The 15,886-nt window shown below is 54.1% G+C and carries 11 protein-coding genes and 2 tRNA genes; 3 read left to right on the forward strand and 10 right to left on the reverse strand.

The features are described 5' to 3' along the window. Positions 1-11 precede the first annotated feature (11 nt). Positions 12-452 (forward strand): IS200/IS605 family transposase, encoded by a 441-nt coding sequence (gene tnpA / locus L215_RS0108090; protein ID WP_025883215.1) that lies wholly within the window; start codon positions 12-14, stop codon positions 450-452. 547 nt (positions 453-999) lie between these two features. On the opposite strand, the gene L215_RS09960 is transcribed toward tnpA, so the two are convergent. The 10 genes from L215_RS09960 to L215_RS0108150 all read right to left on the reverse strand — a co-directional run bounded on the left by L215_RS09960 (position 1,000) and on the right by L215_RS0108150 (position 12,780). Continuing rightward, a complete protein-coding gene (locus tag L215_RS09960; protein WP_025883213.1) occupies positions 1,000-2,160 on the reverse strand; it encodes a leucine-rich repeat domain-containing protein in 1,161 nt (386 codons plus the stop codon). 482 nt (positions 2,161-2,642) lie between these two features. Then, a complete protein-coding gene (ispE, locus tag L215_RS0108100; protein WP_025883212.1) occupies positions 2,643-3,524 on the reverse strand; it encodes a 4-(cytidine 5'-diphospho)-2-C-methyl-D-erythritol kinase in 882 nt (293 codons plus the stop codon). A 19-nt stretch (positions 3,525-3,543) separates the two neighbouring features. Then, positions 3,544-5,688 (reverse strand): RecQ family ATP-dependent DNA helicase, encoded by a 2,145-nt coding sequence (locus tag L215_RS0108105; RefSeq protein ID WP_036871820.1) that lies wholly within the window; start codon positions 5,686-5,688, stop codon positions 3,544-3,546. Further along, positions 5,639-7,420, reverse strand: a complete 1,782-nt coding sequence (gene recJ / locus L215_RS0108110) for a single-stranded-DNA-specific exonuclease RecJ (protein WP_027451617.1) — start codon at positions 7,418-7,420, stop codon at positions 5,639-5,641. Before recJ ends, L215_RS0108105 begins: the two co-directional genes overlap by 50 nt. A 903-nt stretch (positions 7,421-8,323) precedes the next feature. Further along, positions 8,324-9,898, reverse strand: a complete 1,575-nt coding sequence (locus L215_RS0108115; protein WP_027451618.1) for an Rne/Rng family ribonuclease — start codon at positions 9,896-9,898, stop codon at positions 8,324-8,326. A gap of 752 nt (positions 9,899-10,650) precedes the next feature. Then, positions 10,651-10,959, reverse strand: a complete 309-nt coding sequence (locus L215_RS0108130) for an HU family DNA-binding protein (RefSeq protein WP_262498980.1) — start codon at positions 10,957-10,959, stop codon at positions 10,651-10,653. 205 nt (positions 10,960-11,164) lie between these two features. Next, positions 11,165-11,236, reverse strand: a tRNA-Glu gene (locus L215_RS0108135). A gap of 77 nt (positions 11,237-11,313) precedes the next feature. After that, positions 11,314-11,565, reverse strand: a complete 252-nt coding sequence (gene rpsT, locus L215_RS0108140; protein ID WP_004331479.1) for a 30S ribosomal protein S20 — start codon at positions 11,563-11,565, stop codon at positions 11,314-11,316. Positions 11,566-11,637: 72 nt separating this feature from the next. Then, positions 11,638-11,709, reverse strand: a tRNA-Glu gene (locus L215_RS0108145). A 192-nt stretch (positions 11,710-11,901) separates the two neighbouring features. Then, entirely contained in the window at positions 11,902-12,780 is an 879-nt protein-coding gene (locus L215_RS0108150) for an NAD(+)/NADH kinase (protein ID WP_052343486.1), read from the reverse strand. 287 nt (positions 12,781-13,067) lie between these two features. Between L215_RS0108150 and feoB the strand changes: the two genes are divergently transcribed. After that, positions 13,068-15,590, forward strand: coding sequence for a ferrous iron transport protein B (gene feoB, locus L215_RS0108155; RefSeq protein WP_025882931.1), 2,523 nt, complete (start codon positions 13,068-13,070; stop codon positions 15,588-15,590). Between the two features lie 13 nt (positions 15,591-15,603). After that, on the forward strand, positions 15,604-15,771 hold the full coding sequence (locus L215_RS09975) for a FeoB-associated Cys-rich membrane protein (RefSeq protein WP_081780301.1): 168 nt from the start codon (positions 15,604-15,606) through the stop codon (positions 15,769-15,771). Positions 15,772-15,886: the final 115 nt, after the last annotated feature.

Raw genomic sequence — 15,886 nt, forward strand, 5'->3', positions numbered from 1 at the left:
ATCAATAAGTCATGCATGTAGGCAACTACACAGCTCTGTATTATCACATTGTATTCTCAACTAAGGGGAGAAAGCCTTTGCTTTCCCTTGATGTTCAGCAGAGACTATACGCCTATCTGCAACATTGCTCGAAGTCTAAGAGCCATTCCATAATCAAGGTAAATGGCATGAGCGATCATATCCACATACTGTTGATGGCTTACTCAGGGGACTTTGTCATCTCCAACTTCGTAAGAGAGATAAAGAAGTCCACAAACAAGTTTCTCAATACTGCGATGGGTATGAATGGCTCTTTTGCTTGGCAAGATGGGTACTTTGTTAGTACGGTTAGCAAGCGAGATGTTGCAGCTATATGCAGGTACATTGAAATGCAACAAGAACATCACAGCAAGTTTGATGTCGCAAAAGAACTAGAGATCATCTTCAGACTAAATGATGATGAGCTCAGATAGGCATTAGTCCGACCCACAAGGGGTCGATAAACTGCTACCGTCTTGCCCCCATCGGTCGTTCGGGGCTGTAGCCCCTCCGACCGACGGCTACGATGCGTCGGACCTCTCACGAGGTCCTTTTTTATAAGAGCCATCGGAGGGTTTAGAGGTTAGAGATTAGAGGGGACGAGTAACGGTTGTAGGGACGCTCGGTCGAGCGTCCGTTGGGTAAAAGCGAGACGTATAACCCGTCATCGTAAAAACTGGACATCGTATCGCTTTAACGGGGACGGACGCACGACCGTGAGTCCCTACAAGGGTTACACGTCCCGTGCGTCTGTACATACTGTTACACGTCTCGCTTTGACACAACGGATGCCATCCGACTAGAGACATCCGTGCGTCCCTACACGGGGCTACCCGTCCTCTGCATCTTTACGGAGAGCAGACGACCGCTTGCGGTCGGACGCTTCGTAGCCGTCGGTCGGAGGGGCAACAGCCCCGAACGACCGATGGTTAGGTGAACACGCTAGAGGATCGACCCATTGTGGGTCGGACTAGACGAGGCTCACCCAGCCATAATCCTTTTGTTTTTTAGAACTTCCCAGTTTTTTCGCTTTGCTGTAGTTACGTCAGCAGCGCTACACCTGTTTTTATCCCTTCTCTCAGAGGAGCGATCTATCACCACAAGAGTACCACGACTCTTTTTCCTTCGATTGGGAAGACTATTCACCAACTTGGTCATAGCCTTGCCATTGATACAATTACTGTAGCAATAAAGAGCATTCAACCTAGCACACCCAGATACATTCAAGTTAGTCAGCTTATTGGAGTTGCAGTAAAGCGTTTCCAAGGCTGTGTTCTTTGACATGTCCAAGCTGGTGAGTTGATTGTTCTGGCAGTAAAGCTTTGTCAAGGAGGTACAGTCCGACAGTTCCAAGCTGGTCAGTTGATTGATCTGGCAGTCAAGCTTTGTCAAGGAGGGACAGCCCGACAGATCCAAGCTGGTCAGTTTGTTGAGACCGCAATCAAGATCTGTCAAGGCGATGTTCTTTGACACGTCCAAGCTCTTCAGTTGATTGTCGAGGCAAATAAGCTTTGTCAAGGCGGTATTCTTTGACACGTCCAAGCTGATCAGTTGATTCTCGTCGCACTCAAGCTTTGTCAAGGCGGTGTTCTTTGACACGTCCAAGCTGGTCAGTCGATTGGCGGAGCAATTAAGATATGTCAAGGCGGTGTTCTGCGACACATCCAAGCTGGTCAGTCGATTGCCGGAGCACCCAAGCTCTGTCAAGGCAGTATCCTTTGATACGTCCAAGCTGGTCAGTTGATTGAGGCCACAATCAAGATATCTCAAGGCGGTGTTCTGCGACAGATCCAAGCTGGTCAGGTCATTGCAAGAGCAGTCCAGCTCTGTCAAGGTGATGTTCTTTGAAACGTCTAGGCTGGTTAGTTGATCCCAACTGCCACAGAAAAGCGTTTTCACATCGCCACGAATAGTGAGCATTTGGCTGGTGAGAGTGTAGGACTTGCGATCGAGATTGTCCGTTTTTCCAGTCTCTTGAGCCCCCTCAATGGTGACGTTTCCATTGGCTTTGATGCCCAAATAGATGTCCTCACCGACTCTTTTGGTCGTGGTCATCGTGATGACACCTTCGGCGAGGAGGGAGCTGGAGGTGAGGAGCGTGCCGAGGAGGACGAAGAGCCAGATGCGTAGATGTTTGCTCATAGTGTAGCTAGAGATCAGAGGTTAGAGATTAGAAGTGGGGGAAGCTGTGAAGGCTCGGCCGTACGAACTGTGTTTTCTGCGAAGTTATACCTTTATTGCGAGTTGAGCAAGAGGGGGGAGGGGGATTAGAAATTAGAGATTAGAGGTTAGAGATTAGAGGGGGGAAATCGGAGCTATCGGAGGTGTCGGAGCCATCGGAGGAATCGGGCGAATAGTCCAATGAGGGGACGCACGAGACGTGTAACGGTTGTAGGGACGCTCGGATAGTGTCGGGTCGGAGGGCGTCCGTTGTCGAACCAGCCGACGTGTAACCGGTGTAGGGACGCTCGGTGAGTGTTTAGCCGGAGGGCGTCCGTTGTGTCAAAGGTTATGGTGTCAGGGCTTTAACGGGGACGGACGCCCTCCCGCTAGATACTCCCGTGCGTCCCTACAACCGTTACACGTCTCGTTTTGACGCAACGTGAGATTTGCGGAGACTAGGGTCAGGAGAGGCGCTCGAGCCAGACGGGGAGGTCGGCGAGGTGGGGAGCGAGCGGGGAGGGGGTGGCAGAAGACGAGGTGGAGACAGAAGAGGGGGTGGACGAGAGGGGGTTGTCGGCGAAGAGGGCGTAGAGGGCGGTGCCGGAGCCGGACATGGCGGCGTAGAGAGCACCGTGGTGGTAGAGCGTGTCTCGCAGTGCGGCTAACTCGGGGTAGTGTGCGAAGACGACGGTCTCGAAGTCGTTGACGATGAGTTCTCGCCACTCCCCTATCGGTTGCTCGAGGAGTGCAGCGAGCTTGCCCTCCGCCTCGGGGTGACGTGTCACCTGTCGGTACGCTTCGGCGGTGCTCATGCCGATGGGGGGCTTGACGACGAGGAGCCATTTGCCGTGCAGTGCGGACGGCATCGTGAGCGGTGTGAGCACTTCGCCACGGCCTGTGACGAGCACGGGGCGGGACTGGATGAAGAAGGGGCAGTCGCTGCCGAGCTCTCCCGCCAACGTCTCTAGCTCTGTGGTAGAGAGTCCTAAGTGGCACAGTTCGTTGACCGCTAGGAGCGTGTAGGCCGCATCGGCAGAGCCACCACCGAGACCAGCCTCTGACGGGATTAGCTTCTCGAGCTTGAGCCGTAGCGGAGGTATCTCGTGGTGGTGCGCTCGGAGTAGCTGCACCGCTTTGTAGATGAGATTGCGCTCGATGGGCAGTTCACCCGCTAGCCCAGCGATCTCGTACGAGTCCTCCGTAGCTCCTGCAGCTATCTCTACCGTGAGCTGATCCGCCCAGCCGATGGGGAGCATACAGCTCTCGATGTCGTGGTAGCCGTCGGGGCGACGGCGTAGGATACGCAGCCCGAGGTTGATCTTAGCGTGTGGGTGTAGGATCATATCGTGGTGACTCTTTCGATTACTTATTCTTATATAGGTGTACCCCGTCAGTACGGTAGCGGTCGTCCTCCTCGAGGAGCTTCTGCAGGATCGGAAGCAAAGCTTTCGTCTTGACCCCTAGCCTCTTGGCCAACTCCCGCAAAGTAGGCGACGGCTCCTCCATTTGCTCTAAAAGAGCTTTGAGTCGCATCTCCAGAGTCTCTTCGCTACGCTGGGAGCGCGCTTTACGAGCTAGGCAAAGGTCACAGCGTCCGCACGGCTCAGCCAGCTCCTCGCCAAAGTAGTGTAGGAGCATCGCCTGTCGGCAGCCCTGCTGACTGTCGAGGTATGCGATCGTAGCGGCGAGTCGCTTGGTCATCGCTTCCTTGCGCAGCTCGTACACCTCGGGGGGAATGAGGAAGTGATGCTTGCGCTCCCGCCGTGTGTAGAAGAGGATGCGGGGCAAGCGCTTTCGCGGAATATAGTGAATGATGCCTCGCTGGCTCATCCGGACCAAGCTCTCGTAAACCGCCTCTCCCGTCAGGCGGGTCTGTATGGAGAGGGTACGCTCGTCGATGAAGACGTAATCGGAAAAGAGTCCCGAGTAGTTTCTCAAGACAGCCCGTAGCACCTTGTCATCTTGGGCGGACAAGCCTCGGATGTAGTATAGCTCCTCTCTAGAGACCTCCACGATGAGTCGTGAGCGTGCCTCGTCGAGGAGTAGCTCCCAGGCGCCGGCCAACTCGAGGATATGCAGGGCACTCAAGCTCCGTATCGGGTGCAGATGCTCCGTCCGCACAAACGCCTCGAGGTCTATCTCGTAGCTACGCTCCATGCCCTCGCCGAGACCAATGCCAAGGTAGCTGTAAAGGGTGTCGTATAGATCACGAATGTAAGCTTTGTCGGGAAATTCGTTTTGCACCCGCTGCAGGAGCATCCCACGATCCCGACGCTCGTATAGCACCACGGCAAAGGCACGCTGTCCGTCACGCCCCGCACGTCCCGCCTCTTGGAAGTATTCCTCCAGAGCCACGGGCATACTCCAGTGCACGACGAGACGCACATCGGGTTTGTCGATACCCATGCCGAAAGCATTGGTGCAGACCATCACACGCACCTCGCCAGCCATCCAAGCGTTTTGCTTGATCTCTCGCTCGGCGTGGGTCAGCCCCGCATGGTAGTAGTGTGCCGAGATGCCAGTCTCCTGCAGCATCTCAGCCAGCTCTTGCGTTTTCTTGCGATTGCGACAGTAGACGATCGCGCTGCCGCTCGTCGAGGCGAGGATATGGAGGAGCTCCGTCGCCTTGTCCGTCGTAGGACGTACGATATACTGCAGGTTGTCCCGCGCGAAAGAGCTACTGATGACATGCGGCTTACGAAAATTCAGGCGCGCCATCACGTCGGCGACAACCTCTGGCGTAGCGGTCGCTGTGAGTGCTAGGAGTGGCACGGCGGGGTAGTAGCGACGTATCTCTGCGATCTTTAGATAACTGGGGCGGAAGTCGTAGCCCCACTGCGAGATACAGTGACACTCGTCCACCACGATCAGCCGTATCGGTAGCTCGGGCAGACAGGCGAGGAAGAGTGGCGACGCTAGACGCTCGGGCGATAGGTAGAGGAACTTGCATCCACCGTACAAGCAATTGTCCAAGGCGCGCTGTATTTCCTTGTACTCCATACCCGAGTGAATAGCCACGGCATACATGCCCCGCTTGTTGAGGCCGTCCACCTGATCCTTCATGAGTGCAATGAGTGGCGTGACGACGAGTGTCAGCCCGTCGTGTAGCATCGTCGGCACCTGAAAGGTGATGCTCTTGCCACCGCCCGTAGGGAGCAGCCCAAGCGTGTCTCGTCCCGCCAAGACACTCTCGATGATCTCCGCCTGCTTGAGTCGGAAGGTCGGGTAACCCCAGTAGCGATGAAGCACTCCTAGCGGGGTAGCTTCATCGTCCGCAGAGGCGGTGCCAGCCTTTTCTGGTCGATCGTCCGTCGGCTGGGAAGGCTTTTCGCTTAGCCCCTCACGCTCGGTCTCAGCTCGCGGGTCGGTCGCTGCGTCGCGCCACAGGTCATCCTGCTCCTCGAGGAGCAAGTCCCAGTCGACAGCTTCGCCACGTCCAGAAGGGGTGCCAGGCGTCTCATCGCTGGGAGGCAAAGAGGTCCTCTCCAGGTCGTTGTGGCTTGACATCCTTGACTAGTAACTGTAGGGAAACAACTCCGTTAAAGTGGTTTTCATCTATCTGGTAGACAAGGGCAAAGGGGGCACTTGCCCTTCCTGCCGAAGACTTCTTGATAAAGCGGAAGGCGGGGGCTTGGTTGAAGGCTATCCCTGGGCAGTGCTTCCTAGATCCTAGTGTCGGTATCGCATCTACCTTAAAGTGCTCGCCGTTGCGCCCCACGGTCTTACTACCACCGCCATCATAGAGTTGCTGCGTGACAAAGAGTGGCTGGTAGTTGTCTGGGCCATACGGTGCAAAGCGCTGTATCGTCGTGTATAGTCTTTGCGACACCTCGCGAAGCTCTATCTCGGCATCGACCTCTATCGGTGTGGACTGTGCGCGATCACTATCAGCTACCGCATTGACGCTCTGTATGTAGGCTCTAAAGTCGGGCAACTTGTCGGGCAAGAGGGTTAGTCCAGCGGCATAGGTGTGGCCACCGAAGTTCAGGAGCAGATCTCTCGCCTCCTCGATGATGCTGTAGATGTCTATGCCACCCACACTGCGCGCCGAACCGACGATACGATCGCTCGTGCCAGTCAGCACGATCGTCGGTCTATTGGTATACTCCGCCACACGAGAGGCGACGATTCCTATGACCCCCTTGTGCCAGTCAGGCTGGTAGAGGACTACGATGGGCTGATGCGCCAGCTCAGGATTGACCTGTAGGAGCTGCATCGCCTCATCGGTCGTCGAGCGGTCCAGCTCACGGCGACGGACGTTGTACTCATCGATCAGCTCGCTCATGCGGGCCGTCGTCTTCGCATCATTGCTCAGAAGGAGATCGACCGCTTCGCGGCCATTCATCATACGCCCCGAGGCGTTGATCCTCGGGCCGATTTTATAGATAATGTCGGCCATCGTGATCTTACGCCCCTCGAGCCCACAAGTCTTGATGATCCCCTTGAGTCCCATCGATGGATTGCGATTGAGCTGACGCAAGCCGTAGTGCGCCAGGATCCTATTCTCATCCATCACAGAGACGAGGTCGGCAGCGATACTCACAGCGACCAAGTCTAGGAGCTTAAAGAGCGAAGCGGAGGGGAAGCCATTGTCCATGCCAAAGGCCTGCATAAACTTAAACGCCACGCCACACCCGCAGAGCTCCTCAAAGGGATAGTGACAGTCTGGTCGCTTAGGATCCAGGACGGCCGCTGCATCGGGTAGCTGGTCGTCTGGGTGGTGGTGATCGCAGATGATGAAGTCTATCCCCAGCGTCTTAGCATAGGCTATCTCGTTGATAGCCTTGATGCCACAGTCCACCACAATGATTAGCGTCGCACCTATCTCGTGGGCATGGTCCACGCCCCGATAAGATACGCCGTACCCCTCATCGTCCCGTCCTGGGATATAGTAGCTCAGGAGGTGCTCGCTACAGCCCGCCGAGCGGAGGTACTTATAAATTAGTGATACAGCCGTCGTGCCATCTACATCGTAGTCGCCGTATATCATGATATGCTCCTTGCGCCCGAGCGCCTTGTTGAGACGCTTGACCGCCAGATCCATATCTTGCATCAGAAAGGGGTCGTGCAGATCCTCCAGCGATGGATGAAAGAATCGCTGAGCCTCTGCTTCCGTACGGATACCGCGACGATAGAGTAGGCGTCCCGCCACAGCGGGTATTCTCAAGGCGTGCGCCAGTTGAGAGCCACCCACCTCCTCCTCTTGGGTGAAGGGAGTGTATTGCCATTCGTTCGTCATTATGTTGTTTTATTTTTTTTGTCATAGGGAGCGTGTATAGGCTAGGAGCAGACCAAGGCGCTAGGCTCGCCAAGTGGGCGATCTGGACAACGTGGATATAAGACGGTTTACAGCTCATTACTAGCACATTATATAGTCAATGCCTCGAGCGAAGCTTACGATAAGGTCGCACCTCCGCATTTTAGGCTCTGTAAATGTACAAAATAATCTTGATATGGCAAGTGGCAGGGAAGGCTGACGCATGATAGCCAGCCGGCTAGGAGTGGCGCATGGCGACAACGAGGGATGTGCAGTTCGGCCGCCGCTACAGAGGGTTCGAGCATCATTACAGAGGGGCTGCGAGACCTCTCTGATTACACCGTCCTCCCGAAGAGAGACTGTTGCATAAAGGCGAATCGCTGTGTTGCTTTCGGGATTCGGCTTCGGTCACATACGGAGGTATGCTTCCTTCAGACCTCACCCTCAGCGCCTTGCGCTTCATCCTTTCTGCAAAGTCAGGACAATCTTGCAAGCAAGATTGTGAGACTGTTGACTTTTACAACAGTCTCAAAGGATGGAATTCCTACCTAGGAATTTGCCAAATAGCTACCTAGGAATTCCCCCAATTCCTACCTAGGAAATAAAAAATACTTCGGAGGAATCAAATGAAACTTCGGAGGAATCAAAAAATAAGTCCGAAGAATTTGCCCATTCCTAGGTAGGAATTCCCCAAATAAGTACCTAGAATTTTGCCCATTTCCTAGGTAGGAAATGAAACGAGCTCATTTTCACAATGCGTCAGTCCTGACAGATGAAGAGGAAACATAGCAAAAGAGTCCCTACGGGGAGCAGGGGTGCTCTCGTAGGGACTCTTCGCGTATTTATATGGGAGCTAGCACACGGGATGGGTGTGCGGCTCGCTGGTCACTTCTCTAGAGTGATCAGGTTACGATCCTTGTCGTAGATCCTGCAGTCTAGGAGTGCTACATCTTGATCTTCGATCAGCTTGATGTTTTTGGAGTATTTCTTCTTCCACTTAGTAAAGAGAGAGGACCCCAGGAGTGGAGCCTTCTTGATATAGGCCACTACATAGGGGTGTAGGTGCATGGCGAAGTTGCGGATGGGCTTGTCGCCCGTGGTCAGCTGGGCTATCATCTCCTCCAGGTCATCGGTAAAGGTGATGGAGGTCTTGATCTTGCCCGTGCCTTGACAAGTAGGACAGGTCTCCTCGGTGCGTATGATGGTCGCCTGACGTACACGCTGTCGTGTGATCTGCATGAGACCGAACTTGCTCAGCGGTAGTATCTTGTGTGTGGCTCGATCGTCTGCCATAAGCTTCACCATATGCTCGTATAGCTCCTTGTTGTGAGCAGCTTCATTCATATCGATGAAGTCGATTACGATGATACCTCCGAGATCTCTCAGGCGGATCTGACGGGCAATGAGGTCTGCGACAGCCATATTGACATCAAAGGCGGTCTCCTCCTGTCCGGAAGTCCTGCGAGCCTTCTTGCTACTATTGACGTCGATGACGTGCATAGCTTCGGTCTGCTCGATGATGATATTGGCACCATTGCGCAGGGTGACTTTACGCCCGAAGAGGGTCTTCTTTTGCTTTGTCACACCGCAAGCGTCAAAGAGGGGTCGCTTAGCATCGTCCTCATAGAGCGTGACGATCTGCTCTCTGCCTGGGTCGATATCAGCTACGTAGCCTCTGAGCTCCTTGTAGTAGTCAGGATCGTTGACGACGATCTTGGTAAAGCTCTTGTTGTAGGAGTCTCGGATGAGGTTGATAGCACGGTTTCGCTCCTCGTAAATCTGCGTAGGCGCCTTGGCACGGACGAGCTTCTTGATGCTTGTCTCAAATCGATCTATCAGATCGACCATCTCCTCGACGAGCTCTTGGGTCTTCTTGCCCGCAGCTTGCGTCCGGATGATGGCTCCATAGCCACTCTTGATGACGCTCTGCACGATGGTCTTGAGCCTCGTACGCTCCTCCATAGAGCGTATCTCGCTAGAGATGGCTACCTGATCGCTAAAAGGTACTAAGACTAGAAATCGGCCCGCTATGGAAAGCTCTGCGGAGAGGCTAGGTCCTTTGGTTCCGAAGGCTTCGCGTGTTACCTTGACGAGGATCTTGTCTCCCTTCTTGAGTCCCGAGTTGATGATGTTACCATCCTTAGGAAGGGGCTCCCCTTCTTTGACTTTGTCGATGGGGGGTACCTTCTTCTTTTCCGCTATCTCTTCTAATAAGTGGGTGGTCGCTCCAAATACTTTGCCTAGATCATTGTAGTGTAGGAAGCCGTTTTTCATGGGGCCTATATTGACGAAGGCGGCATTGTTGCCTCTTACGACATTGTCTACCTCTCCGAGCAGAATGTCTCCGACAGCGTAGCGGATATTTCTATTCTCCGTCCGTAGCTCTACGAGCTCGCCGTCTTCGAGCACTGCCATAGACACCTCTTTGGGCTTTACATCGATGATTAGTTCACTATTCACGGTGTCTCAAATAATCTGTGCATTAATAGATTGGAAACGTGTAGAGGTCTAGTATGACCGAGCCTCTTCTCTCCTCCGTCTCACAGCTACGCCGTGCCACTGCACTGACCCGAGCTGGTGAGCTATCGAAGTACCTAGTTGCTACACCTCTACTGGAGTAGCTGGTCTCTATGTGTATCTCTCTCGTCTCTAGCGAGTCTCTGGATGCACAGAGAGGGGCGGTCTACAGGTGCTGCCGTAGTACTCGTGACCTCGGGCTGATGCAGGGTGCCTGCGAATTGTTGCGACAGGCTCTAGTCTGGTCAGCGTGTGAGGGACTACTGCAGGGTGATAGGATGAGTTGCTATGCAACGAAGCCAGCCACAACCGGCCTCTCGTCTATGAGAGGTCGGTCATGACGGCTTACTTGATACGTTTCGTGCGTTAAGATTAGATCGCCACACATATACGATGGCTCTCTAGTGTGTAGACTGTGCGACTCCGTAGGATGACTTGCTAGTCTAGGTGGGTCACACACGGTCGTCCAGGACCGCTCGTCTACTTCTTGCTCTTATGACGATTCTTACGTAGTCTCTTCTTACGCTTGTGCGTCGACATCTTGCGACGCTTGTGCTTCTTACCGTTTGGCATAATTGTTTCTTTTGAATTGGTCTATACTGATCCAAGGTGATGAGGTCTGTAGCTAGGTGTCTTGCAGGAGTCTTTGTGTTGTCGTCCTAGGGCGTAGCTACCTCTGCTCACTCCCTGGTATACTACTTGATCATGCTGGTGAAGGCCTTCGAAGGCTTGAACGTGGGGACCTTGCGAGCGGGCACGATGATCGTCGTCTGCTTGGATATGTTGCGAGCAGTCTTCTCTGCGCGCTCCTTGACAACGAAGCTGCCGAAGCCTCTTAGATAGACATTGTCGCCCTGGCTCATGGCGTTCTTGACTGTATCCATAAAAGCCTCTACGACCTGCAGGACCTCCTGTCGGTCTACGCCTGTCGCATCGGCGATACTCTTTACAACTTCTGCTTTAGTCATGTATTCTTCGTAATGGGTCTTATAATGATTTCCGATGATGCGTCTGCTACAATGCAGAGATGTGGACAAGTGTACATAAAGCAACCCACACCAATCTGCTCTAGCGCAAATGAATAGAGGAGTGCTCTCGATCTGGTCCAAGAACACTCCTCTTCTTTGTGGTATATGCTCGCTTGTGGTATCAGCCTAGCGTGGTGAGACGGCTTAGAGGAAAGGGAGGTGGCTGGCAAGGCTCTCTGTGTAGCCCCTAGGGGAGTCGAACCCCTCTTTCCAGGATGAAAACCTGGCGTCCTAACCGATAGACGAAAGGGCCAAATCGTGCGCCAGTATCCTTAATATCGTATTATATCCTCAGCGAACTGATACAGTGTTGCGATACGTCGTTGTAGACTAGAGAGATTTGAGATGAAGAGCCATCTTAGACTTCAGGTTGGCAGCCTTATTGCGATGGATGATATTCTTACGAGCTAGACGATCTAGTGTAGAATACACCTTCGGCAAAGCCTGCTCAGCTTCCTGACGATCAGTCATCGCACGAAACTGCTTGACCATCGTACGCGACGTCTTGCTCGCATAGCGATTGCGAAGGCGACGAGTGGAACTCTGACGGATTCTCTTCAGCGTTGATTTATGATTTGCCATTCTTGTGATACTTAATTACTAGGTATACTCAACATACAAGGCGCTCCAAGCGGAGCGCTTCATATCTATTTGTAGCCCCTAGGGGAATCGAACCCCTATTTTCAGAATGAGAATCTGACGTCCTAACCGTTAGACGAAAGGGCCAGCTACTACTTGTCAATCACCCCTCAAACGTTCAGCTCTCGGGCAATTGTGATGCAAAGGTACTACAAATTTTTCTTCCGACAAAAGATTCTCGCAAGAAAATCTTCCAAAAGGAGCCCGACCTTGCCAAAAACACGCCGCAGAGTGCTGATTCGCAAACAGTTAAGAGATCGTCCGGCTCAGGCAATCTTTTTACCTCAAGTCACGTCCCCAGAGGAGCTTCTCGCGGATTACCTGTGCATACGGCTTGTGCGAGAGGCGTAGCAGGTGGGCTCGCTTGTCACTCTTGCGGGCGGCGATCTCGACGCCACAGTCGTAGACCCGCAGATTGCCATCTATCACAACGGAGAAGGTGGGGTGTAGCGAGGAGACTCTCATCGTCAGCACACTGGTATCGGGGAAGATGAGTGGAGCCATATTGAGCGTGTGAGGCGCTATCGGTACCAGTAGCAGAGTCTGACACTGAGGCGTCACAATGGGGCCCCCTAGGCTAAGCGCATAAGCGGTCGACCCTGAGGGCGTGCTCATGACCAAGCCATCGGCAGCGTACTCGGCAAGCAGATCTCCGTCTAGGTCGACTCGTATCTTGATGATAGAACCCGTTTCGCGCTTCTGCACCGCCAGATCGTTGAGCGCAGTGCCCACATGCTCACCCGCCACGCTCACGTCAATCAGCGTGCGAGTCTCTATATTATATTGTCCAGCCAGCAGATCGTCCAGATGATGCCGAGCCTCCTGTGGCTCCATCTCAGTCATGAAACCGAGGTGCCCACAGTTGATCGCCCATATAGGCAGCTCCACGTCTCGCAACTTGTGTACCGCCCGCAGCAACGTACCGTCGCCTCCGAGGCTCAGCGCTATGTCGCCATAGGGCGTCTCCCCTCCCAGTCGCATCTGCGGATACCCATCGGGGATGCCCGCCTGCGAGAGCGCCTCCCAGAGCGGGGTCTCTATATATAGGTCTACGCCGTGCTCCGCCAGCGCAGTCAGGAGCGCCGCCACATCGTCCGTGAGACGCATCGTAGCGTGGCTTCCATACACGGCTATCGTATTTATCTTATGCCTATCCATCGGGGCTGTCTGCTTGCATCGCTACAAAAGTAACGAAAAGCGAGCAGACCCCAAACTTTCCCAGCAAACCCTCAACAACAAGATCTCTAACTTCTAATCTCTAATCCCCATTTCCTCGCTGGGGACATCAGACGAGCCTTCGATTACGGTACGTTAGCTTTGCTGTTTCTTACGTTTGGCGCTGGGATTTTCGTCCTTTACTACCCAGAAGAGGAGGGGGGCAATACCTAGTATTAGGTATCCGCTAATGCAGGTCACTCAGTCAGCTTTCGCTACCTTTGTGGCGCATGAAATTGTCGGAGTTACATAATGGCGACCGAGCTCGCATCTTATCGGTAGGCGGTCATGGTGCCTTTCGCAAGCGTATCCTAGAGATGGGCTTTGTGCAGGGACAGGTGGTGGAGGTGATACAAGCAGCTCCACTCAAGGATCCTATCTACTATCGACTGATGGACTACAACGTCTCGCTGCGGCGCAAGGAAGCGGGACTCATCACGGTCGAGCTCATCGACCAGTCCTCCTCCGCGGAGGAGCTGCCACCACTGACTCATGCGTTCGTACATGAAGGCTCCGGAGAGCCACTGGCAGAGACCGCAGCCTCCGACCGTGTCGCCATCTCCCGCTCACTACGGGTAGCGCTCATTGGCAATCCGAATAGTGGCAAGACGACCCTCTTCAACCATGCCAGCGGAGCGCATGAGCGCGTCGGCAACTACAGCGGGGTCACCGTCGAGGCTAAGGAGGCACACTTCGATTATCAAGGCATTCGCTACGAACTGATCGACCTTCCAGGGACCTATTCGCTATCTCCCTATTCGCCTGAGGAGCTTTACATCCGCGACTATCTGACCAATGAGGAGACGCGTCCCGATGTGGTCATCGACGTACTCGATGCGACCAACTTAGAGCGACAGCTATACCTCGCCGTGCAGGTGCGTGAGATGGGCATCCCGATGGTTACGGCGCTCAACATGTGGGATGAGTTCGAGCAGAAGAAGAATCAACTCGACGTACAGCAGCTATCCCACCTCCTAGGTACGCCGATGGTACCAACCATCTGCCGCAAGGGTGTCGGTATCTCAGAGCTCTTTGATAAGGTGCGTCAGCTCGTTGACGAAAATCTCTACGCCGATCGTCGCTTCCTACAGATCAACTACGGGACAGATCTCGAGCAGAGCATAGCAACCCTTCAGGCGAAGCTCACCGAGCATGCGACCTTCCCCGACCACCTATCCCCTCGCTACTTAGCGGTCAAGCTCCTCGAGGGAGACCCGCACACGCAACGCTTTATCAAGCAGCAACCGAAGGGCGACTACCTTCTCACCGCTACAGCTTACGAGGAGAACAGACTGCGCAAGAATCACTCCAACGAGGAGGATCTGGAGAACTATATCATCAATCAGCGTTACGGCTTCATCGCTGGTGCGCTCAGAGAGACCTACCGTCCGAACAAACGGCGCATACGCACCATGACGGATCGTATAGACAACCTCCTCATACACCCCATCTGGGGCTATCCGATCTTTCTCGCCTTCCTCTTTATCATGTTTGAGGCTACCTTCGCGCTGGGAGCCTTCCCGATGGACTGGATCGAACAGGGCGTGGACGTTTTTGGGAAATGGATCTATGGACTGATGTCGCCTGGTCCTCTACGCGACCTATTGGTGACGGGTGTCATAGGCGGTGTAGGCGGTGTCCTCGTCTTCCTGCCCAACATCCTCATCCTCTACCTCTTCATATCTATCATGGAGGACACGGGCTATATGGCGCGAGCCACCTTCCTGATGGATAAACTAATGCACCGCATGGGACTGCACGGCAAGTCCTTCATACCGCTCATCATGGGCTTCGGGTGCAACGTCCCCGCTGTGATGGCTTCTCGCACGATCGAGAGCCGACAGAGTCGTATCATCACGGTGCTAGTGACTTCGCTGATGAGCTGTAGCGCCAGACTGCCAGTCTACATCCTCATTGCGGGTACCTTCTTTCCACAGAGTGCTGGGCTGGTACTCTTCGGACTTTACGCTCTTGGTGTGCTGCTGGCTTTCCTACTGGCGAAGCTTTTCCGCCGGGTGCTCTTCAAGTCGGAGGATCTTCCCTTTGTCATGGAGCTACCACCCTACCGCATCCCGATGGCGCGTGCCGTGGGCATACATATGTGGGACAAGGCGCGCGAATATCTGCATAAGATGGGATCGGTCATCCTCGTTGCTTCGATCATCATCTGGGCGCTGGGCTACTATCCTCGTGAGGAGGTGATGGCTCGTGCTGAGGAGCAGATAGCTCAGGTGCAGCAGCAGAGCACACTCTCTGAGAGCGAGCGCAACGAGCAGGTCGCTGAGATAGAGCGACAAGCGCATATAGAGCAGCAAGAAGACTCTTACCTGGGACGCATAGGACAGACGGTGCAGCCCGTCCTAGCTCCGCTCGGCTTCGACTGGAAGCTCAGCGTGGCGCTTGTGGCAGGACTACCGGCCAAAGAGGTGGTCGTCAGCTCCCTCAGCGTCATCTACACGGGCAGTGAGACCGTGGACGAGGATAGCGAAGACTTTGCCGTGGGTAGCTCGGCGCTCTCCCAACAGCTGCGCCAAGAGAAAGACCCCGTCACGGGCGAGCCACTCTACACACCACTGATAGCCATCTGCTTCCTCATCTTCGTACTCATCTATATGCCTTGCGTCGCTACGGTTGTGGCCGTTTCTAAGGAACTCAACAGTGGCTGGTGGGGACTCTTTGTAGTCGTCTACACCTGCGTCCTAGCCTGGATCGTGGCTTATCTAGCACGACTCATAGGACTACTCATTATATAATATAGGTGTCGCCATGGATCTGCAGACAGTTATCGTACTACTCATACTACTCGTCGCACTCATCTACATCATTTATAGCGTGTGGCGACTGATCCGCCACTCCCAAGGAGCCCAAGGCTGTGCTGGTTGCTCCGCTTGCCACCATAGCACGGTCGCTACTCCGAAGAAGTCGAGAGGCTAGCGGTGCGCTCTACAGAGGACGCCCTTGACGTGTAGCCCTTTGTAGGGACGCATGATCTGTGCGTCCGTCCCCGTTAAAACCACGACGCTGTAACCTTTGACACAACGGACGCCCT

It is taken from the genome of Porphyromonas uenonis DSM 23387 = JCM 13868 (assembly GCF_000482365.1).
In the GTDB taxonomy this organism is placed as follows: Bacteria; Bacteroidota; Bacteroidia; order Bacteroidales; family Porphyromonadaceae; genus Porphyromonas; species Porphyromonas uenonis.

What these genes read in the sequence shown, in the direction of transcription:
- feoB (WP_025882931.1), top strand. Translation starts at nt 13,068, where the DNA reads ATGAAATTGTCGGAGTTACATAATGGCGACCGAGCTCGCATCTTATCG.
- ispE (WP_025883212.1), bottom strand. Translation starts at nt 3,524, where the DNA reads ATGATCCTACACCCACACGCTAAGATCAACCTCGGGCTGCGTATCCTA.
- L215_RS0108150 (WP_052343486.1), bottom strand. Translation starts at nt 12,780, where the DNA reads ATGGATAGGCATAAGATAAATACGATAGCCGTGTATGGAAGCCACGCT.
- rpsT (WP_004331479.1), bottom strand. Translation starts at nt 11,565, where the DNA reads ATGGCAAATCATAAATCAACGCTGAAGAGAATCCGTCAGAGTTCCACT.
- L215_RS09975 (WP_081780301.1), top strand. Translation starts at nt 15,604, where the DNA reads ATGGATCTGCAGACAGTTATCGTACTACTCATACTACTCGTCGCACTC.
- tnpA (WP_025883215.1), top strand. Translation starts at nt 12, where the DNA reads ATGCATGTAGGCAACTACACAGCTCTGTATTATCACATTGTATTCTCA.
- L215_RS0108105 (WP_036871820.1), bottom strand. Translation starts at nt 5,688, where the DNA reads ATGTCAAGCCACAACGACCTGGAGAGGACCTCTTTGCCTCCCAGCGAT.
- L215_RS09960 (WP_025883213.1), bottom strand. Translation starts at nt 2,160, where the DNA reads ATGAGCAAACATCTACGCATCTGGCTCTTCGTCCTCCTCGGCACGCTC.
- recJ (WP_027451617.1), bottom strand. Translation starts at nt 7,420, where the DNA reads ATGACGAACGAATGGCAATACACTCCCTTCACCCAAGAGGAGGAGGTG.